Origin of the sequence: Kribbella sandramycini, from assembly GCF_013131805.1 — a bacterium.
In the GTDB taxonomy this organism is placed as follows: domain Bacteria; phylum Actinomycetota; class Actinomycetes; order Propionibacteriales; family Kribbellaceae; genus Kribbella; species Kribbella sandramycini.
Genome location: NZ_JABJRC010000002.1, coordinates 769,010 through 786,815 on the forward strand (window position 1 = coordinate 769,010; position 17,806 = coordinate 786,815).

The 17,806-nt window shown below is 69.2% G+C and carries 19 protein-coding genes; 13 read left to right on the forward strand and 6 right to left on the reverse strand.

What is annotated here, in order from left to right; translation table 11 throughout:
• Positions 1 to 146: 146 nt before the first annotated feature.
• From HPO96_RS10950 to HPO96_RS10960, 3 genes are read right to left on the reverse strand one after another with little or no spacing between them, the layout of a single operon-like run.
• Complete coding sequence (locus HPO96_RS10950) at positions 147 to 2,231, reverse strand: S9 family peptidase (protein ID WP_171673241.1); 2,085 nt, start codon at positions 2,229 to 2,231, stop codon at positions 147 to 149.
• Between the two features lie 39 nt (positions 2,232 to 2,270).
• Positions 2,271 to 3,074: an exodeoxyribonuclease III gene (xth, locus tag HPO96_RS10955; RefSeq protein ID WP_171673735.1), complete on the reverse strand. Its 804-nt coding sequence runs from the start codon at positions 3,072 to 3,074 to the stop codon at positions 2,271 to 2,273.
• Between the two features lie 9 nt (positions 3,075 to 3,083).
• Entirely contained in the window at positions 3,084 to 3,674 is a 591-nt protein-coding gene (locus tag HPO96_RS10960) for a TetR/AcrR family transcriptional regulator (protein WP_171673242.1), read from the reverse strand.
• Between the two features lie 70 nt (positions 3,675 to 3,744).
• On the opposite strand from HPO96_RS10960, the gene HPO96_RS10965 reads away from it, so the two are divergent.
• The 5 genes from HPO96_RS10965 to HPO96_RS10985 all read left to right on the forward strand — a co-directional run bounded on the left by HPO96_RS10965 (position 3,745) and on the right by HPO96_RS10985 (position 7,732).
• Complete coding sequence (locus HPO96_RS10965; protein ID WP_171673243.1) at positions 3,745 to 4,638, forward strand: SDR family oxidoreductase; 894 nt, start codon at positions 3,745 to 3,747, stop codon at positions 4,636 to 4,638.
• Positions 4,635 to 5,771 carry a saccharopine dehydrogenase family protein gene (locus HPO96_RS10970; protein ID WP_171673244.1) on the forward strand — a complete coding sequence of 379 codons (1,137 nt, stop codon included), beginning with the start codon at positions 4,635 to 4,637 and terminating at the stop codon, positions 5,769 to 5,771. Before HPO96_RS10965 ends, HPO96_RS10970 begins: the two co-directional genes overlap by 4 nt.
• Complete coding sequence (locus HPO96_RS10975; RefSeq protein WP_171673245.1) at positions 5,743 to 6,612, forward strand: alpha/beta fold hydrolase; 870 nt, start codon at positions 5,743 to 5,745, stop codon at positions 6,610 to 6,612. The genes HPO96_RS10970 and HPO96_RS10975 overlap by 29 nt, the downstream gene beginning before the upstream one ends.
• 4 nt (positions 6,613 to 6,616) lie before the next feature.
• Entirely contained in the window at positions 6,617 to 7,009 is a 393-nt protein-coding gene (locus HPO96_RS10980; protein WP_171673246.1) for a YccF domain-containing protein, read from the forward strand.
• A gap of 108 nt (positions 7,010 to 7,117) precedes the next feature.
• Positions 7,118 to 7,732: an MBL fold metallo-hydrolase gene (locus tag HPO96_RS10985; protein WP_238354956.1), complete on the forward strand. Its 615-nt coding sequence runs from the start codon at positions 7,118 to 7,120 to the stop codon at positions 7,730 to 7,732.
• Positions 7,733 to 7,744: 12 nt separating this feature from the next.
• On the opposite strand, the gene HPO96_RS10990 is transcribed toward HPO96_RS10985, so the two are convergent.
• Entirely contained in the window at positions 7,745 to 8,263 is a 519-nt protein-coding gene (locus HPO96_RS10990; protein WP_171673247.1) for a hemerythrin domain-containing protein, read from the reverse strand.
• A gap of 52 nt (positions 8,264 to 8,315) precedes the next feature.
• On the opposite strand from HPO96_RS10990, the gene ddaH reads away from it, so the two are divergent.
• The gene (ddaH, locus tag HPO96_RS10995; RefSeq protein ID WP_171673248.1) at positions 8,316 to 9,077 is read left to right on the forward strand and encodes a dimethylargininase; all 762 of its coding nucleotides are present in this window, start codon (positions 8,316 to 8,318) and stop codon (positions 9,075 to 9,077) included.
• On the opposite strand, the gene HPO96_RS11000 is transcribed toward ddaH, so the two are convergent.
• Both HPO96_RS11000 and HPO96_RS11005 read right to left on the reverse strand, forming a co-directional pair.
• Positions 9,046 to 9,978, reverse strand: coding sequence for a tetratricopeptide repeat protein (locus HPO96_RS11000; RefSeq protein ID WP_171673249.1), 933 nt, complete (start codon positions 9,976 to 9,978; stop codon positions 9,046 to 9,048). The genes ddaH and HPO96_RS11000 overlap by 32 nt on opposite strands.
• On the reverse strand, positions 9,971 to 11,329 hold the full coding sequence (locus HPO96_RS11005; protein ID WP_171673250.1) for a DNA polymerase IV: 1,359 nt from the start codon (positions 11,327 to 11,329) through the stop codon (positions 9,971 to 9,973). Before HPO96_RS11005 ends, HPO96_RS11000 begins: the two co-directional genes overlap by 8 nt.
• A 50-nt stretch (positions 11,330 to 11,379) precedes the next feature.
• Here HPO96_RS11005 and HPO96_RS11010 point away from each other — a divergent pair, with 50 nt between their 5' ends.
• The 7 genes from HPO96_RS11010 to HPO96_RS11040 all read left to right on the forward strand — a co-directional run bounded on the left by HPO96_RS11010 (position 11,380) and on the right by HPO96_RS11040 (position 17,644).
• Entirely contained in the window at positions 11,380 to 12,135 is a 756-nt protein-coding gene (locus HPO96_RS11010) for an MBL fold metallo-hydrolase (RefSeq protein WP_171673251.1), read from the forward strand.
• An 81-nt stretch (positions 12,136 to 12,216) separates the two neighbouring features.
• On the forward strand, positions 12,217 to 13,695 hold the full coding sequence (locus HPO96_RS11015) for a glutamate-cysteine ligase family protein (protein WP_171673252.1): 1,479 nt from the start codon (positions 12,217 to 12,219) through the stop codon (positions 13,693 to 13,695).
• A gap of 374 nt (positions 13,696 to 14,069) precedes the next feature.
• A complete protein-coding gene (locus HPO96_RS11020) occupies positions 14,070 to 14,483 on the forward strand; it encodes a universal stress protein (RefSeq protein WP_131337975.1) in 414 nt (137 codons plus the stop codon).
• A 1-nt stretch (position 14,484) separates the two neighbouring features.
• The gene (locus HPO96_RS11025; RefSeq protein WP_171673253.1) at positions 14,485 to 15,105 is read left to right on the forward strand and encodes an HhH-GPD-type base excision DNA repair protein; all 621 of its coding nucleotides are present in this window, start codon (positions 14,485 to 14,487) and stop codon (positions 15,103 to 15,105) included.
• 236 nt (positions 15,106 to 15,341) lie between these two features.
• Entirely contained in the window at positions 15,342 to 16,661 is a 1,320-nt protein-coding gene (locus HPO96_RS11030; protein WP_171673254.1) for an RNA polymerase sigma factor, read from the forward strand.
• Positions 16,661 to 16,918, forward strand: coding sequence for a DUF6412 domain-containing protein (locus HPO96_RS11035; protein WP_171673255.1), 258 nt, complete (start codon positions 16,661 to 16,663; stop codon positions 16,916 to 16,918). The genes HPO96_RS11030 and HPO96_RS11035 overlap by 1 nt, the downstream gene beginning before the upstream one ends.
• Positions 16,919 to 16,966: 48 nt before the next feature.
• Complete coding sequence (locus tag HPO96_RS11040; RefSeq protein WP_171673256.1) at positions 16,967 to 17,644, forward strand: YidC/Oxa1 family membrane protein insertase; 678 nt, start codon at positions 16,967 to 16,969, stop codon at positions 17,642 to 17,644.
• Positions 17,645 to 17,806: the final 162 nt, after the last annotated feature.

Sequence of the window (17,806 nt, forward strand, 5' to 3'; positions counted from 1 at the left end):
GCGGGATTCCGGTACCCACCCGCTCGATCCGCACCACCGCGGGCAGGCACGCCGCCGGAAAGGCTGAGAATTCCTGCAGAAAACAGCTGATCCGGTGTGTTCTCTGTGGTGGAGAACACACCGGATCAGGGAGATATTCCGGGAATCTAGGCCAGACCGAGGGTGTCCAGCTCCCAGGCGAGGCTGAACGCGATCTCGCGCCAGGCGTCGTACCGGCCGCTGCGGCCGCCGTGCCCGGCCTCCATCTCGGTCTTCAGCAGGACGTCGACGTCACCGCTCGCGGTTGCCCGCAGCTTCGCCACCCATTTGGCCGGCTCGACGAAGAACACCCGGGTGTCGTTCAAACTGGTGATCGCGAGGATTCGCGGATATTGCTGCGCCGTCACGTTCTCGTACGGCGAGTAGGACTTCATGTACGCATAGACCTCGGGGTCCTCGAGCGGGTTGCCCCACTCTTCCCACTCGATCACCGTCAGTGGCAGTGAGGGGTCGAGAATCGTGGTCAGCGCGTCCACGAACGGCACCTCGGCGACAATTCCGCCGAAGGCCTGCGGCGCCAGGTTGGCGACCGCGCCCATCAGCAGGCCGCCGGCGCTGCCGCCCTGCGCGACGATCCGCTCCGGCCGGCTCCAGCCGCTGCCGACCAGGTGCTCCGCGGCGGCGATGAAGTCGGTGAACGTGTTCCGCTTGGTCAGCGTCTTGCCGTTGTCGTACCAGTGCCGGCCCAGCTCGCCGCCGCCGCGGACGTGCGCGATCGCGAAGACCACGCCGCGGTCGAGCAGCGACAGCCGCGCGATCGAGAACCACGGGTCCATCGAGCTCTCGTACGAGCCGTAGCCGTACAGCACGACGGGCGCGTTGCCGTCCTTGGCGACGTCCTTGCGGGCGACCAGCGAGATCGGCACCTGCGTCCCGTCCGGGGCGGTCGCCCACTCCCGGTACTGCGTGTACGCGCCGAGGTCGACCCCGCCGAGCACGGGCTGCTGCTTGAGCAGCCGCCGTTCACCGGTCGCGACGTCGACGTCGTACGTCGTACTCGGCGTCACCAGCGAGGTGTAGCCGAACCGGTACCGGGTGTCGTGCCACTCGTCGTTGCGGCCTGGGGACACCGTGTAGATCGGCTCGTCGAACTGCAGCGTCTCCGGGGCGCCGAAGCCGTCGCCGGTCCGCCGCATGATCGCCAGTTCGGTGAGCGCGTCGCGCCGGCGATAGAGGATGACGTGATCGGCGAACGCATCCGCGCCGAGCAGCCGGCTGGTCTCGTCGCCCTGGATCAGCGTCGTCCACTCGCCGGGGGCCGCCAGCGACGCGGTGGCGAGGGAGAAGTTCGCGGCGTCCGCGTTGTGGGTGATCAGCAGCTGATCGCCCGCGTGCTCGACGTCGTACTCGACGCCTTCGCGCCGCGGCGCGACGACGACCGGCTCACCGGCCGGGTCGTTCGCGTCGAGCAGCCAGACCTCGCTGGTCAGCTTGCTGCCGAGGGCGATCAGGATGGCCTGCTCGTTGCGGGTCAGGTCGACGCCGACCCAGAACCGCTCGTCGGTCTCCTCCTTGACCAGGACGTCCTCGGCGGCGCCGAGCTGGTGCCGCCAGACCTGGAACGGGCGCCAGGCGTCGTCCACCTTGGTGTAGAAGATCGTCGAGCCGTCGGCCGACCACGCGGAGCCGTAGTGCACCTCGGGCAGCTCGTCCGGGAGCAGCTCGCCGGTGCTCAGATCCTTGATCCGGAGTGTGAAGCGCTCGTCGCCCTTGAGGTCGACCGAGTACGCGAGCAGGCGGCCGTCGGGGGAGACGTCGACGGTGCCGAGCGAGAAGAACTCCGAGTCGCCGGCGACCAGGTTGCCGTCGAGGAGCACCTCCTCGCCCGCGATCTCGCCGTCGGTCGCGGGCGGCTGGTCGCCGTTCACCTTCACCCGGCAGTGGATCCCGTACTGCTGGCCCTCGACCGTACGGGCGTAGTACCAGTACTCGCCGCGCCGGGTGGGCACGCTCAGATCGGTCTGCAGCGTGCGGTCCGAGATCTCCTGAAAGATTGCCTCGCGCAACGATTCGAGGTGTTCGGTACGCGCCTCGGTGTACGCGTTCTCGGCGCGCAGGTACCCGAGCACCTCGTCGTCGGCCTTGTCCCGCAGCCACTCGTAGTCGTCGACGAACGTGTCGCCGTGATGGGTGCGCTCGACCGGCTTCCGGGCGGCGGTCGGCGGCTGCGGGGAACTGTTCAACTCGGACATGCGGCGAGACTACCCGGCTGCGCCGACAGCCGCGCCGCCTTATCCGTCGTAGGTGGCGACGACCGGCGCGTGGTCGCTCCAGCGCTCGGCGTACGTCGGCGCCCGGTGGATCACGCAGCTCGTCGCGAGCCCGGCCAGCTCGGGGGAGGCGATCTGGTAGTCGATGCGCCAGCCGGCGTCGTTGTCGAAGGCCTTGCCGCGCCAGGACCACCAGGAATACGGGCCCGGCCCGTCGCCGCCGAAGTGGCGGCCGAGGTCGACCCAGCCGGCCTCGAACAAACGATCCATCCAGGCCCGCTCCTCGGGCAGGAAGCCGCTCTTCTTGCGATTCGCCTTCCAGGCCTTGAGGTCCTCTTCGCGATGGGCGATGTTCAGATCGCCGCACATCAGGACATGGCGGCCGTCGGCGCGCAGGGCGGTCAGCCGTGCGGTGATCGCATCGAGGAAGGCGTACTTCTCCTCCTGCCGCGGTGGCGTCTCGAACTCACCGGTGTAGACGTAGGTGCTGACCGCGGTCAGCAGCGAGCCGTCGTCCAGGACGACGTCCGCCTCGACCCAGCGCCCGGTGTCGACGAACCGCTCGGGGCCGACGTCGATCCGGATGTCCTTGATCGGACGCCGGCTCGCGACCGCGACCCCGGCGCGGCCCTTGTGACCGTCGATCGCGGGCTCGGCATGCGCGAGATGCCAGTCGGCGCCGAGGTGCTCGCGCAGTACGTCGTCGCTCGCGCGGACCTCTTGCATCAGCAGCAGATCCGGATCGGTCTGCTCCAGCCACGGCGCCATCCCGCGGCGATAGGCGGCTCTGATTCCGTTCACATTCACCGTGGCGACCGTCAGCACCGGCATACCTTAACGCTGTGTGGTCGAGACGATCGCATCGAGGGATCGGGCGCAGAGGTGTTCGAGGTCGGCGGGGGAGATGGTCGGCTCCTCGATCCAGGTGAGCAGGGTCTGCTCGACGTACCCCTGCCAGCCGTGCAGCGCGAGCTCGACGACCGGCGTGATCTCCAGGCCGCGCTCGCGGACCGCGCCGATCACCCAGGTGCTGAAGACGCCGCGGATCTCTTTGTGCAGTTTGCGGACCTCGGGGTCGCCGGCCGCGGACATCAGCAGCGTGGCGCGGTAGAGCTGCGGCGCTTCGAGGACGGCGCGGACGAACGCGCGGATGCCGGCCTGGAGCTGCTCGGCGGGCGGCAGCGACTGGTCGGGCGCGGTGCGGAGCAGGATCTCGGCGGCGGCCTCCTCGATGACGGCGTACTGGAACTTCTTCTTCGAGCCGAAGTAGTGGAACAGCAGCGCGGGGGAGACCTTGGCCTCGGCGGCGACCAGCTCGACGGTCAGCTCCCGGTGCGGGTCGGCGAGCAGGACCCGGCGGGCGGCCTCGAGGATCTGGGCGCGCCGTTCGCCGGGGCGCAGCCGGGCGGACGAGGTCTGGGTCATACGACCAGTCTATTGAGTATTCGCTCAATAAGCACTTACTGTTGAGTACCCACTCAACAAGGAGGTCCAGATGCGCCCGCTGCCCGGACAGGTTGTGCTCATCACCGGAGCGTCACGTGGGATCGGGGCCGCGGTGGCCCGCAAGCTCGCGAAGGACGGCGCCAAACTCGCGCTGATCGGGCTGGAGCCGGACGAGCTGAAGCAGGTCGCCGAGGACTGCGGGCCGGACGCCGGCTGGTGGGAGGCCGACGTCACCGACACCGAGTCGCTGCGGACGGCGGTCGAGTCGGTGGCCGCGCGGTACGGGCGGATCGACGTGGTGATGGCGAACGCGGGGATCGCGGCCCCGGGCTTCACCCGGAGTATGGACCCGGCGCAGTGGGAGCGGGTGCTCGACGTCGACCTGTACGGCGTCTGGCGCACTGTCCACCTGACGCTGCCGTATCTGCTCGAGAGCAAGGGCTACCTGTTGCTGGTGTCTTCGCTGGCGGCCGTGGTGCACATTCCGGGGCTGGCGTCGTACAACGTCGCCAAGGCCGGTGTGGAGGCGATGGGCGACACGCTGCGGCCCGAGCTGAAGCACCTCGGCGTTCGGGTCGGCGTCGCGCACATGACGTTCGTCGACACCGACATGGTGCGTGGCGTGGACGACCACCCGGTGTTCGGGAAGGTGCGGACGGGGATCCCGCTGGCGAGCAAGGTGTACCCGCTGGAGTTCGCGGTGGAGAAGTTCACCGACGGCATCAAGCGGCGGAAGCGGACCGTGCACGTGCCGGAGTGGATCGGGCTGCTGAAGGTGTTCCGCTGGGTCATTCCGCATGTGATCGAGGCCGGCTCGCGGTTCAGCGTGCCGAAGGCGGACCGGGCGGCGCTGGCCGATATCCAGGCTCGCGGCGCGGCGGTCTCGTCGCGTGCGTCGGGCGCAGGCGGGCTCGCCGACACCGAGAAGGCTTCCGGGCGATGAGCCGCGCGTACGACGTCGTCCTGCTCGGTGCGAGTGGGTTCACGGGGGCGCTGACTGCGGAGTACCTGGAGAAGAACGCACCGTCGTCGCTCAAGTGGGCTGTAGCTGGGCGGAACCGGGCGAAGCTGGAGCCGTTCGGGAAGGACGTCATCCAGGCCGATGTCACCGATCCGCAGTCGCTGAGAGCGCTCGCTGAGTCGACCAAACTGGTGATCAGTACGGTCGGTCCGTACATCCAGTACGGCGAGCCGTTGGTCGCGGCGTGCGCGGAGGCCGGGACCGACTACCTCGATCTGACCGGTGAGCCGGAGTTCGTGGATCGGATGTACGTCGGGTACCACGAACGCGCTCTCCAGACCGGCGCTCGGCTGATTCATGCGTGCGGGTTCGACTCGATTCCGTACGACCTGGGCGTGCAGTACACCGTCGAGCAGTTGCCGCAGCGGGTGCCGATTCAGGTGGACGGCTTGCTGCGGGCCGGTGGACGGCCGTCGGGTGGGACGTTCCACACCGCGATCACGGCGTTCTCGCGGCCGAAGCAGAACCTGGACGCGCACAACGCGCGGAAGCGGGCCGAGGCACGACCGGTCGGGCGCAGCGCGCGGGCGGTGACCGGGCGAATCCATCGGCAGCAGGGGTTCTGGGCGGTGCCGTTGCCGACCGTCGACCCGCAGATCGTCGGGTACTCGGCGCGGTTGCTGGACAGCTACGGGCCGGACTTCCGGTACTCGCACTACGCCGCGGTCGAACGGCTGCCGATTGTTGCCGGAGGCATCGGTGGGGTCGTGTTGCTGGCCGCCGCCGCGCAGGTCCCGCCGGCGCGGCGGGCGTTGCTGGGCCGGCTGCAGCCGGGCGACGGGCCGTCGCCGGAGGTGCGGGCGAAGTCGTGGTTCAAGGTGCGCTTCGTCGGCCGGGGCGGTGGCAAGCAAGTGATCACCGAGGTCGCCGGCGGTGACCCCGGGTACGACGAGACCGCGAAGATGCTCGGGGAGAGCGCTCTCTGTCTCGCTCTCGACGATCTGCCGCAGACCGCCGGGCAGACCACCACCGCCGCGGCCATGGGCCCCGCGCTCCGCGAGCGCCTGGTGAAAGCAGGGATGACCTTTGAAACCCTCAGCACAACCGACTACTAGCCAAGACGGCACCCGAATCACCCTCTACGACTACTCACCCGAGTCCGAACGCCCAGTGCTCGTTTGTGTGCATGGGTATCCGGACAACGCGGGGTTGTGGGAGGCGGTGGCGGGGGAGCTGGCTGGGGAGTTTCGGGTGGTTGCGTACGACGTGCGGGGGGCTGGGGCTTCGGGGGAGCCGCGGGAGAAGGCGGCGTACCACTTGGATCGGTTGGAGGAGGACTTCGTCGCGGTGCTGGATGCCGTGTCGCCTGATCAGCCTGTGCATGTGTTGGCGCATGACTGGGGATCTATTCAGGCTTGGCATTTCGTGACGAGTGAGCGGTTGCGGGGGCGGGTGGCGTCGTTCGTGTCGATCTCGGGGCCTTCGCTGGATCACGCGGGCTACTTCTTCCGGACGCGGCGACCGCTCGGTCAGGCTCTAAGGCAATTGCTGCACTCCTGGTACATCTTCTACTTCCACCTCCCATGGATTCCGGAGCACGGTTGGCGGAGCGGCTGGGCGCATCGGGTGTTCAGCCGGCTCGAGCGGGCCGGCGAAGAACGGGCCCCGGAAACGGGAGAGCGCTCCCTGGGCGACTACGTGAACGGGCTCAACCTCTACCGGGCCAACGTCCTGCGGCGACTGCTGCGGCCCGAGGCACGGCGTACGGACGTGCCGGTACTCGCGGTCTCGCCGGAGGGCGACGCGTTCGTCACGACGCCGCTGCAGACCGACGTCGCGCGCTGGGCCCCGAACCTGACGACCCGTGTGGTCAGGGGCGGCCACTGGATGCCCCGGAATGATCCCGGACTTGTCGCGCGGTTGGTGCGGGAGCACACCCATGAGGTGGCACGCTGAGGGTATGAGGACGCTTCTCAACCTGATCTGGCTGGTGCTCGCCGGCTTCTGGCTGGCCGTCGGTTACGCCGTCGCCGGCATCATCTGCTGCGTGCTGATCGTGACGATCCCGTTCGGCATCGCGTCGTTCCGGATCGCGGGCTACTGCCTGTGGCCCTTCGGCCGGACGATCGTCGACAAGCGCACCGCCGGGGCCGGCGCCGTCCTGGGCAACATCATCTGGGTGATCTTCGCCGGCTGGTGGCTGGCCCTCGGCCACCTCGTCACCGGTATCGCCCTCTGCCTCTCGATCATCGGCATCCCGCTCGGCGTCGCCAACTTCAAACTCATCCCGATCTCTCTCCTGCCCCTCGGCAAAGACATCGTCCCCACCGACCAGCCCTTCGCCGCTCGGTGAGGTCGCTGACCGTCCTCGGCTCCTGCGGCGCCTGGCCGGAGCCCGACCGCGCCTGCGCCGGCTTCCTGATCGAGTACGACGGCTATCGCGTCGTTCTCGATCTCGGGTATGCCGCAACTGCTGAAGCACCGGCCACGCGGCGACGTCGACGCGGTCGTGGTCACCCATCAGCACCCCGACCACTGTGTCGACGTCAGCGCGCTCGCCCGCGTCCGGTACTACGAGGCGCGCGACGAGCCGCCGATCGAGCTGCACTGCCCACCCGGCGCCCTCGATGTCCTCCGGGCGCTCGAGCCGAAACCGGACCCGGCGACGGTCTTCGCCGTCCATTCCCTTGCGGAGACGCGTCAGCTGGGCCCGTTCACCGTCGAGACCGTGAGCCTGCCGCACTTCGTGACCGACCTCGGCATCCGCCTCACCGCGCCCGGCATCTCCATCGCGTACACCGGCGACAGCGGCCCAGCTCCCGAGCTGCATCGCAAACTCGCCGAGGGCACCGACCTGTTCATCGCCGATGCCACCCTCCAGGGCCCATCGCCTCAGACCACTCCGCGCTACGTCATGACGGCGACCGAAGCCGCCCGCGCGGCTGACGGCGCCCACCGACTCCTGCTCACCCACTTCTGGCCGGGCTCCGACCGTGCGATCTCGGTCGCCGAAGCCGCGGCCGCATTCGGCGGCGAGGTGATCGCCGCCGAGGAAGGCCTCGTCATCCCGCTCTGACGCACCGCAGATTCAGCTCGTGTGGGCCTTCTTGACGAGTTTGCGGACGTTTTCGACGCTGCCGCAGCCGGAGTCGATCAGGCGGGTGCGCTCGGCGGCGAAGGCGTCGCCGAGGGTGTGGCGGGTTTCGTCGGAGACGTCGGTGCGGGCCGGGTTGAGGACGTCGCGCTCCTCCTCGTCGAGGTGGTGGGTGAGCGCCTCGGACAGCTCGTGCAACTTCTTGCTGAAGTCGTCGCTGTTGGTGTCGCCGACCTCCATCAGGTCGAGCAGCGCCTCGTTGCCCTCGTCGTGCTCGTGTTCGGAGTGTTCGACTTCGTCGGCGTCGATCGCGTCTTTGCGGCGCAGCGCCGGGTAGACCTTCGACTCCTCGGCCTCGGCGTGCGCGATCAGCACGGTGGCCAGATCGGCGAGGACGGCGGCGCGGTCGCTCTGGACGTCGCGCAGCTCGCGCAGCGCCTCCTCGAACCACCGGTGGTCGGCAAGGATGATCTCGACCACGTCGCCGCGGGCCGCGGGCAGGATCTTCGGCATCAGGTTCCTCCTGTCTTGGATGAGCGCCCGGTACCCCGGATAACCTGCGGTCATGCCGTCAGCCCTGGTCCGCCGTCCCAGCCCGCGCCTGGCCGAAGGCTTGGTGACCCATATCGAGCGCACCCCGGTCGACCTCGACCTCGCCGTCCGCCAGTGGCAGGCGTACGTCGACGTCCTCGAACAGCACGGCTGGACGCCGGTCGAGGTCCCGCCCGCCGACGACTGCCCGGACGGCGTCTTCATCGAGGACGCCTTGGTCGTGTACGGCGATCTCGCGGTGATCGTCCGCGCAGGCGCGGAGTCCCGGCGTCCCGAGGCGGCCGCCGCCGAGGAGACAGCGCGTGCCCAGGGCTACCGGATCACCCACATCACCGCTCCCGGCACGCTCGACGGCGGCGACGTCCTCAAGGTCGGCACGACGGTGTACGTCGGTCTCGGCGGGCGGACCAACGAGGAGGGCATCCGCCAGTTCCGCGCCGCGCTCGAGCCGCTGGGCGCCGACGTACGAGCGGTGCCCGTGCGGAAGGTGCTGCACCTGAAATCGGCGGTGACCGCGCTGCCCGACGGGACCGTGATCGGGTACGAGCCGCTCGTCGACGACCCGGCGGCCTTCGACAAGTTCCGCGCGGTGCCCGAGGAGGGTGGCTCACATGTCGTCCTGCTCGGCGACGACCGGCTCCTGATGGCCGCGTCGGCGCCGCAGTCCGCCGAGCTCTTTCGGCAGCTCGGCTACACGCCGGTCGTGGTCGACATCAGCGAGTTCGAGAAGCTCGAAGGGTGTGTCACGTGTCTGTCGGTGCGGCTTCGTCGTTGAGCAACCGCCGCGCCGACTCGATGGCCGGCAGATCGCGTTTCTTCCCGCGAGCAGCGCCGACCTGGCAGGTATCGCGCAGCGCCGCCCGATAGACCGCTGTGTCGGGGTGATCGGCGCCCAGCGCATCCTCGGCGTCGACCAGCGCGGCACTGAGCGCCTCGATGGCTTCAGCGATCCGTCCACCGGCCAGCAGCGCCCGCCCGAGCGCGGCCTGATCACGCAGCAGTTGCGGGTCGCGCGCAGGCAGCTCAGCACGATCGACGGCCACGATGTCCGCCAGCAGGCTCGCCTCCGAGCGCGGGCCGCCGACCATCAGCCGCGCCCCCGTCGCGCCCTCGTTCGCCGCGCGGGTCAGCTCGTGGTTCGCGCCGAACACCCGCACCAGCTGCGGCGTCACCAACTCGAACCAGGCGATCGCGCGCCCGTAGTTCCCGGTCGCGAGCAGCCCCTGCGCCACCCGCAGCCGGATCTGCAGCGTCGCCGGGTCGTCGGCCGGCAGCTCCGTCTCCCGGCGCTCGAGCGCGGCCTGGTAGAACGGCAGCGCCTGCCCGGGTTCCTTCGCCTCCCAGTACGACTCAGCCTGCCGGTACGACGGATCCGCGGCGAGGCCCGGGTCAGCGGCCGACACCGGCTCGCGCGACTCGGTCGGCCGATCGATCACCTTCCGCGCGACGTACGTCCGCCCGCCGGTCGGGATGATCCGGAACTGACCAGATCGCGCGAGCGGGACCCACAGCAGCGTTCTGTACAGCGTGCGCACCGAGGACCCGCAGTCCTCGCAGATATCGCGATGGCCGTAGAACCGACCTCCGAACCCGCCCCCGCCGGTAACCCGCCACGCAACCGAGGACGCCGTACAACTACCGCAGAACGGGTAGACCCCCCGCCGTTCCTCATCCATTTGGCCCATTGTTGCCGGTTTCGGCCTCGTCGTCGCGCTCCGCCCCGGGCGCGGCTGGTTTTGTCAGCAGCGGATCGTCGATCGCGAACGTCCGCACCGGCCCGGGGGTCAGGCTCGCCGCGGTCTCGAACCGGACGGTGACGCGCCCGCGGCCGGAGCCCCAGACCCAGCCGGGGCCGAAGTCGGGGTGGTGCACGTCCTGACCGGGGTAGAAGCCGGTCTGGTCCCGAGCGCGTTCGGGCAGCTCGATCACCTCGATCGGGGCCTCGGCGGCCTCGCTGTCGGTGAACAGATCGTCCTGGATCCAGTCGGCCAGGGAGGAGACGCCGACGCCGAGCAGCCGGATCCCGCCGGCCAGATCGGTGTCGTCGAGCAGCCGCCGTGCGACGCGGGCGATCACGCGCGGGTCGTCCGTCGGCCCGGCGAGGGTCGAGGAGCGCGTGTGCGTCGTGAAATCGTGCATCCGCGACTTGAGCGTGACCGTCCGCCCGGAGAGCTGCGCCTTCTGCAGCCGCTCGGCGACGCGATGCGCCATCCGGTCTGCGATCGCGGCGATCAGCGCGCGGTCGATCAGATCGGTCTCGAAGGTGTCCTCGACGCTGATCGACTTCGTCTCCCGATCGCTGACCACCGGCCGGTCGTCGGTCGCGGTCGCGAGCCGGAACAGGCTCGTGCCGTGCGCGGAGCCGACCTGCCGGACCAGCTCCTCCTCGTCGAGCTGCTGCAGATCCGCGACCGTGCGGACGCCGGCCATACTCAGCCGCTGCGCCGTCGCCGGGCCGACGCCCGGGATCACCGTCACCTGCATCGGCGCCAGGAAGGCCGCCTCCGTGCCCGGCGGGACGACGACCACGCCGTCCGGCTTGTCCAGGTCGCTGGCGATCTTGGCGATCAGCTTCGACGTCCCGGCGCCGACCGAGGCCGTCAGCCCGCCGCTGGCCGCGCGGATCGCCGCCTTCAGCTCGTTCGCGATCGCCTCGACGTCGTCGACCGTCAGACCGGACAGCCCCGCGGCGGCCAGATCCACGAACGCCTCGTCGAGCGACAGCGGCTCGACCAGCGGCGAGAGCGCCCGCATCTCGGCCATCACCGCCTGGCTCGTCCGCCGGTACACCTCGAACCGCGGCCCGAGGTACGCCGCGTGCGGGCAGCGCGAGCGCGCCTCCGCGGTCGACATCGCCGAGCGGACGCCGTACTTCCGCGCCTCGTACGACGCCGTCGACACGACCCCGCGGACGCCGATACCGCCGACCACGACCGCCTTGCCCCGCAGCGAGGGCTTGTCGCGCTGCTCCACGGCCGCGAAGAACGCGTCCAGATCGACATGCAGCACCGAAGGATCCCCACGCACTCCCACAGTCTCCCCGCCGCCACCGACAATTCCCGTGATTGGATCGCCCCATGGCGACCTTCCCGCCCGAGTGGGACGACGGCACCGACCCGGCGTCCGCGCCGCATCAGGTCCATTGGTACGACGAGCGCACCGCGATCATCCGCCAAGCGCTGCGGACCAATTTCGAAGGCCCGTTCCTCTACTTGCTGCTCGGCGCCGAGCGGGCGCTGCTCCTCGACACCGGCACCGGCCACGTCCCGCTCCGGCCGCTCGTCGAGAGCCTGCTGACCGGTCAGGAGCTGATCGTCGCGCACACCCACGCACACCGCGACCACGTCGGCGGCGACGCGGAGTTCGACCAGGTCGTCGGCCATTCGGCGGCCGAGGTGGCGGCGTACTTCGGGATCAGTGCCTGGCCGGACGCCGTCGGCGCGGTCGAACTGGGGGACCGGCGCCTCGAGGTGATTGCGATTCCCGGTCATCAGGGCGCCGATATCGCGGTGTACGACGCGACGTCCCGGCTGCTGTTCACCGGGGACTCGCTGTATCCGGGCCGGCTCTACGTGGCCGACTGGGCGGCGTTTCGCGCGAGCGTGTCGCGGCTGGAACGGTTCGTTGCCGCGGGCAAGCCGGTCGACTGGATCCTCGGCGCGCATATCGAGCTGACCGACCGGCCGGGAGTCGACTACGCGATGGGGGCGGCGCGGCACGAAGGCGAACACGTTCTGCAACTGGCGCCCGGCGTACTGGCCGAACTTGCCGCGGTGCTCGGTCCGGAACCGGAGCGGATCGTGCGGGACGAGTTCATCGTTTACCCGGTCTGAGGTCCACCACGCGAGTAGGACCGCCATCAACGGGCACCTTCAGGCACACTGAGGCGATAAGCCAGGGCAGGGGAGGCGCAGATGGGTGAGGAAGTCGACCGGGTGGAGTTCACCCGGGCGGACCGGACCGCGTTCCGTGATCAGGTGCACCGCAACCTGGATGCCTTCGCGCGGATGTTGCGCGAGGCCCGGTTCGCGCCGGACCGGCCGATGACCGGGATCGAGATCGAGCTGAACCTGGTCGACGAGCGGTGTGATCCGGCGTTCAAGAACTCGGAGGTGCTGAGCGCGATCGAGGACGACGCGTTCCAGACCGAGCTCGGCCAGTTCAACATCGAGATCAACGTGCCGCCCGGCCAGATCGACGGCATCGGGCTGGACACGATGGAGTCGAATATCCGCGACAGCCTGAACGCGGCCGAGGAGAAGGCGTCCCGGACCGGCTCGTCGATGGTGGTGATCGGCATCCTGCCGACCCTGCTCACCGAGCACATCCGCCGGGACGCGCTCAGCACGAACCCGCGGTACGCATTGTTGAACGACCAGATCTTCGCCGCCCGCGGCGAGGACGTGCAGATCGCGATCGACGGCGTCGAGCGGCTCCAGGTGACCGCCGACAGCATCGTGCCCGAAGCGGCCTGTACGTCGACGCAGTTCCATCTCCAGGTGACGCCCGAGGCGTTCCCGCGGTACTGGAACGCGGCGCAGGCGATCTCCGGCGTCCAGCTCGCGATCGGCGCCAACTCCCCGTTCCTGTTCGGCAAGGAGTTGTTGCGCGAGACCCGGATCGCGTTGTTCGAGCAAGCGGCCGACACGCGGACGCACGAGCTGAAGACCCAGGGCGTCCGGCCGCGGGTCTGGTTCGGTGAACGATGGATCACCTCGATCTTCGACCTCTTCGAGGAGAACTCGCGGTACTACCCCGCGCTGTTGCCGGTGACCTCGGACGAGGATCCGATCGCCGTCCTCGATCGCGGTGACACGCCAGCTCTTTCGGAGCTTCGGCTGCACAACGGGACGATCTATCGCTGGAACCGCCCGGTGTACGACGTTGTCCGGGAGAAGCCGCATCTGCGGGTGGAGAACCGCGTGCTGCCGGCCGGCCCGACCGTCGTCGACACGATCGCGAACGGCGCCTTCTACTTCGGGCTGGTCCGCGCGCTGGCCGAGGACGAGCGGCCGATCTGGTCGCAGATGTCGTTCAGCGCGGCCGAGGAGAACTTCCACGAGGCTGCTCGCAGCGGTATCGACGCGGAGGTGTTCTGGCCGGGGGTCGGTACCGTCCGCGCGACCGAGCTGGTGCTGAGACGCCTGCTGCCGTTGGCCTCCCAGGGTCTGGACGGCTGGGGTGTGGACGCCGCCGTCCGCGATCGGTTGCTCGGCATCATCGAGCAGCGCTGCCTGACCAATCGCAACGGCGCGTCCTGGCAGGTGGAGGAGTTTCATCGACTGTATACAAAGGGATCGCACGGCCGGCGGGACGCGTTGCGGGGGATGTTGCGCCGCTATCGCGACCACATGCACGAGAACACGCCGGTGCACGAATGGCCGATCGACTGAACGATTTCGTTCAGGACAACGGTGGACAAGGCGCTCGGGGGAGCGGCGGAACGACGGTCAGCCGGGTGGAACCGGCGATCTTGCCCACGGCAACTGGGCGGATTCTTCGATAACGACCCGGACTACAGGGGTGGCGCGATGGGTGACAGCCCTGCAAAGGTGTGGCCACCGGAAGGTTAGAGCGTCTGGTCGCGGGTAGTACTCGGGCACCGGCGTAACTGTCACCACGGCAGTTGCTCCGATGGTGGAGTACTACCCGCTCGACGATCGGCCGTCCGCGACACAGCTGGAGCAAATCCAGCGGATGCCGACCGCGGCCGGGAGCAGTATCGTTCGGAACGGGTCGACATGACACCCGGAGGTGAGGCAGGGCGATGACGACCATCGTCGTGGGTTATGTGCCGAAGGCCGAGGGCCGTGCCGCCCTGCGGCGAGCGGCGGAGGAGGCGACGCTGCGCGACGCCAAGCTGGTGGTGGTGAATTCGCACCGCGGCGGGCGCAGCTTCGACAGCGACGAGGCCGCGGCGAGCGATGCCGCTTTGACGGAGGTACGGGAGCAGCTCGACTCGACCGGCGTGCCGTACGAGGTGCGGCAGCTGGTGCGTGGTCTGGACCCGGCGGAGGACCTGGTGGCCGTCGCCGAGCAGGTGCACGCGGAGTTCATCGTGATCGGCCTGCGGCGCCGCTCACCGGTCGGCAAGCTCATTCTCGGCAGCAATGCCCAGCGGGTGCTGCTCGATGCTCCGTGTCCTGTGCTGGCCGTGAAGGCCGAAGAAGGGGAGGACTGAGGTGACCTCGACACGCAGCAAGAAGCTGTGCCTCGCACAGCAGCCCGATGCCGACGAGATGTTGAGCAGAGACCCGTTCGCGCTGCTGGTCGGCATGCTGCTGGATCAGCAGATCCCGATGGAGCGCGCGTTCGCCGGACCGGTCGCGATCGCCAAGCGGATGGCCGGCCCGTTCGACCCGACCACGGTCGCGCACTACGACCCGGACGCCTTCGTCGAGGTCGTCGCCGGCCCGCCCGCCGTGCACCGGTTCCCGACCGCGATGGCCGCCCGGATCCAGACGCTGGCCAAACACCTCGACGAGGAGTACGGCGGCAACGCCTCCGGCCTCTGGTCGGACGTGAAATCCGGTGACGACCTGCTGGCCCGGCTGTCCGCCCTGCCCGGTTTCGGCGCCCAGAAGGCGAAGATCTTCGTCGCCCTGCTCGGCAAGCAGCTCAAGGTCCGGCCGCGCGGCTGGCGGGAGGCCTCCGAGCCGTACGGCGAGGACGGCGCGTACAAGTCGGTCGCGGACGTGATCGACGTGGCGTCGCTGGTCCGGGTCCGGCAATTCAAGCAGGAGCAGCAGCTGGTTCAGCAGCGGGTGGTGGCCCGGCCGCTGCGGCAGACCCGGAACGGGTAGCGCGACGACCGCTACGGCGGAACCACCGCAGGCCTCCATCGAGCGCGAATCGGCGTTCGGCGGAGGCTCTGGTGCGTCGTTTCGGGGGGTCGCGGCACGCTTGAGCTTGGTCCCCGGATTACAATGGACTGTTGCCGCCGCCTGACCAGCGAGCAGCCCCAGACAGAGGTACCCGAAACGCCGTTCCATCAGCACCAGCACGTCGTACAAACCCTGCGTCAGACGAGAGGTAATTCGTGTCGTCCAGCTCGTCCGAGAACGTTCCCGCAGAGTCAGCGAGGGCAGTGGCCGCCACCGCCCGCAGCGCTGCTCCGAGGACCAGCGTCCGAGTGACCGACCCCGCTGCAAAGAAGGCGGCCGCGAAGAAGACCGCGGCCCAGGCCGCCGGCACCAAGGAGGACGGAATTCCCGCCGCGAAGAAGACCGCCGCCAAGAAGGCGCCGGCGAAGAAAGCCGTTTCCGAGGCCGGTGTGGCCATCGACCCCAAGACGGGTAAGCCGCGTGCGCTCGACGAGGTGGACGAGGCGGACTTCAAGCCGGATGCGGTGAAGGGTCTGGAGAAGGAGCTCACCGAGGACGAGGGCTTCGTCGTCTCCGAGGCCGACGAGACCGACGAGCCCGAGCAGCAGGTGATGGTGGCCGGCGCCACCGCCGACCCGGTCAAGGACTACCTGAAGCAGATCGGCAAGGTCCCGCTGCTGAACGCCGAGCAGGAGGTCGAGCTCGCGAAGCGGATCGAGGCCGGCCTGTTCGCCGAGGAGCAGCTGGGCGACGAGGCCGCCAAGCTGAAGGACAAGGTCCGCGACGAGTACGACTGGATCTCCGAGGACGGCCGGCGCGCCAAGAACCACCTGCTCGAGGCGAACCTCCGGTTGGTCGTCTCGCTGGCCAAGCGCTACACCGGCCGCGGCATGCTCTTCCTGGACCTGATCCAGGAGGGCAACCTCGGTCTGATCCGCGCGGTCGAGAAGTTCGACTACACCAAGGGCTACAAGTTCTCCACGTACGCCACCTGGTGGATCCGGCAGGCGATCACCCGCGCGATGGCCGACCAGGCCCGTACCATCCGGATCCCGGTGCACATGGTCGAGGTCATCAACAAGCTGGCCCGCGTCCAGCGCCAGATGCTGCAGGACCTGGGCCGCGAGCCCACTCCGGAGGAGCTCGCCAAGGAGCTCGACATGACCCCGGAGAAGGTCATCGAGGTGCAGAAGTACGGCCGCGAGCCGATCTCCCTGCACACCCCGCTCGGCGAGGACGGCGACTCCGAGTTCGGCGACCTGATCGAGGACTCCGAGGCCATCGTCCCGGCCGAGGCGGTCTCGTTCACGCTGCTCCAGGAGCAGCTGCACGCGGTTCTCGACACGCTGTCCGAGCGGGAGGCCGGCGTCGTCTCGATGCGCTTCGGTCTGACCGACGGCCAGCCGAAGACGCTGGACGAGATCGGCAAGGTCTACGGCGTGACCCGCGAGCGGATTCGCCAGATCGAGTCGAAGACCATGTCGAAGCTGCGGCACCCGTCGCGCTCGCAGGTCCTCCGGGACTACCTGGACTGATGACGAGCCAGTGGATCGCCGGCGCGCTCGCGCTGGTGATCCCTGTCCTCGACACGGCTTCACTGGCCGCCGCCGTCCTCACGGCGGCGGCCTTGCTGTTCACCCTCCTGCTGGCCGCGCAGCAGACGGCGCCGACGCCGGCTCCGCTGCTGGCCCGCTCCGCGTCGATCCGCGACCGCGTCGAGCAGACGGCCTTTCTCCGCCTCCGCGATCCGGATGCCGCCGGTCGCCCGCGCCCACGAGCGCCCGGGCAGTAGCGCGCACGTTCCGCTACTCATCCCTTCCAGCACTCGTGGAGTTCTGTCATGCCCTCATTCCTGGAGGCGCCGGTGTCCGGTGCCTACCACCTGCTCACGTCCCTCGTCAGCGCCCTGCAGCCACTCGCAGGCCCGTACGCCGCGGTCGCGGCGATCGTGGTGTGCACGCTGTTCGTCCGTCTCTGCCTGCTGCCGCTCAGCCTGCGCGCGCACCGCGGCCTGAAGGCCCGGGCCGTGATGATGCCGCAACTGAAAACTCTCACTGAGCGCCACCGCGACAATCCGGAGCGTCTGCAGAAGGAGCTCGCCAAACTGCAGTCGGAGTCCGGGACGTCGCTGTTCGCAGGATTCCTGCCGACGCTCGCCCAATTGCCGTTCTTCTGGTTGATGTACACGCTCTTCTCGCGCGCGATCGTCGGCGGTGAAGCCAACCAGCTGATCAGCGGCACCCTCTTCGGCGCGCCCCTCGGGCTGCACTGGCCGGTCTTCGCCGCCACGCCCGGGTTCGGGGTCCTCGCGGTGCTCCTGGCCGTCGTCGCCTACTTCTCCGCTCGCGTCGCGCTCCGCCAGCTCGACGCCGCCGCCACCCCGCTGACCCGTCGGCTGGCCCGGTTGCTCCCGTACGGCACCGTCCTCACCGCGGCCTTCGTTCCGCTGGCCGCAGGGCTCTACCTCGTCACCACGACAACCTGGACCGTCGTCGAACGCGCGATCCTGCAACGCTGATGAGCTGGGAGTGTGGTTGACTGCGGTTGGTGCAATTCCAAGGTGTGACGGCGGGAGCGATCCCGGCCTGTCGGCTCCGTTGACGGAGTGATCCGGCCCCGGCCGGAGCCACGCGGTGAAACTCCGCTCCTGCTCGGACCTGGACGGTCCCTGGTTGACATC

Excerpts from the sequence above, each read along its gene's own strand:
- HPO96_RS10950 (WP_171673241.1), bottom strand. The coding sequence starts at position 2,231 with ATGTCCGAGTTGAACAGTTCCCCGCAGCCGCCGACCGCCGCCCGGAAG.
- HPO96_RS10960 (WP_171673242.1), bottom strand. The coding sequence starts at position 3,674 with ATGACCCAGACCTCGTCCGCCCGGCTGCGCCCCGGCGAACGGCGCGCC.
- HPO96_RS10965 (WP_171673243.1), top strand. The coding sequence starts at position 3,745 with ATGCGCCCGCTGCCCGGACAGGTTGTGCTCATCACCGGAGCGTCACGT.
- HPO96_RS10970 (WP_171673244.1), top strand. The coding sequence starts at position 4,635 with ATGAGCCGCGCGTACGACGTCGTCCTGCTCGGTGCGAGTGGGTTCACG.
- HPO96_RS10980 (WP_171673246.1), top strand. The coding sequence starts at position 6,617 with ATGAGGACGCTTCTCAACCTGATCTGGCTGGTGCTCGCCGGCTTCTGG.
- HPO96_RS10985 (WP_238354956.1), top strand. The coding sequence starts at position 7,118 with ATGCCGCAACTGCTGAAGCACCGGCCACGCGGCGACGTCGACGCGGTC.
- HPO96_RS10990 (WP_171673247.1), bottom strand. The coding sequence starts at position 8,263 with ATGCCGAAGATCCTGCCCGCGGCCCGCGGCGACGTGGTCGAGATCATC.
- ddaH (WP_171673248.1), top strand. The coding sequence starts at position 8,316 with ATGCCGTCAGCCCTGGTCCGCCGTCCCAGCCCGCGCCTGGCCGAAGGC.
- HPO96_RS11000 (WP_171673249.1), bottom strand. The coding sequence starts at position 9,978 with ATGGATGAGGAACGGCGGGGGGTCTACCCGTTCTGCGGTAGTTGTACG.
- HPO96_RS11010 (WP_171673251.1), top strand. The coding sequence starts at position 11,380 with ATGGCGACCTTCCCGCCCGAGTGGGACGACGGCACCGACCCGGCGTCC.
- HPO96_RS11015 (WP_171673252.1), top strand. The coding sequence starts at position 12,217 with ATGGGTGAGGAAGTCGACCGGGTGGAGTTCACCCGGGCGGACCGGACC.
- HPO96_RS11020 (WP_131337975.1), top strand. The coding sequence starts at position 14,070 with ATGACGACCATCGTCGTGGGTTATGTGCCGAAGGCCGAGGGCCGTGCC.
- HPO96_RS11035 (WP_171673255.1), top strand. The coding sequence starts at position 16,661 with ATGACGAGCCAGTGGATCGCCGGCGCGCTCGCGCTGGTGATCCCTGTC.
- HPO96_RS11040 (WP_171673256.1), top strand. The coding sequence starts at position 16,967 with ATGCCCTCATTCCTGGAGGCGCCGGTGTCCGGTGCCTACCACCTGCTC.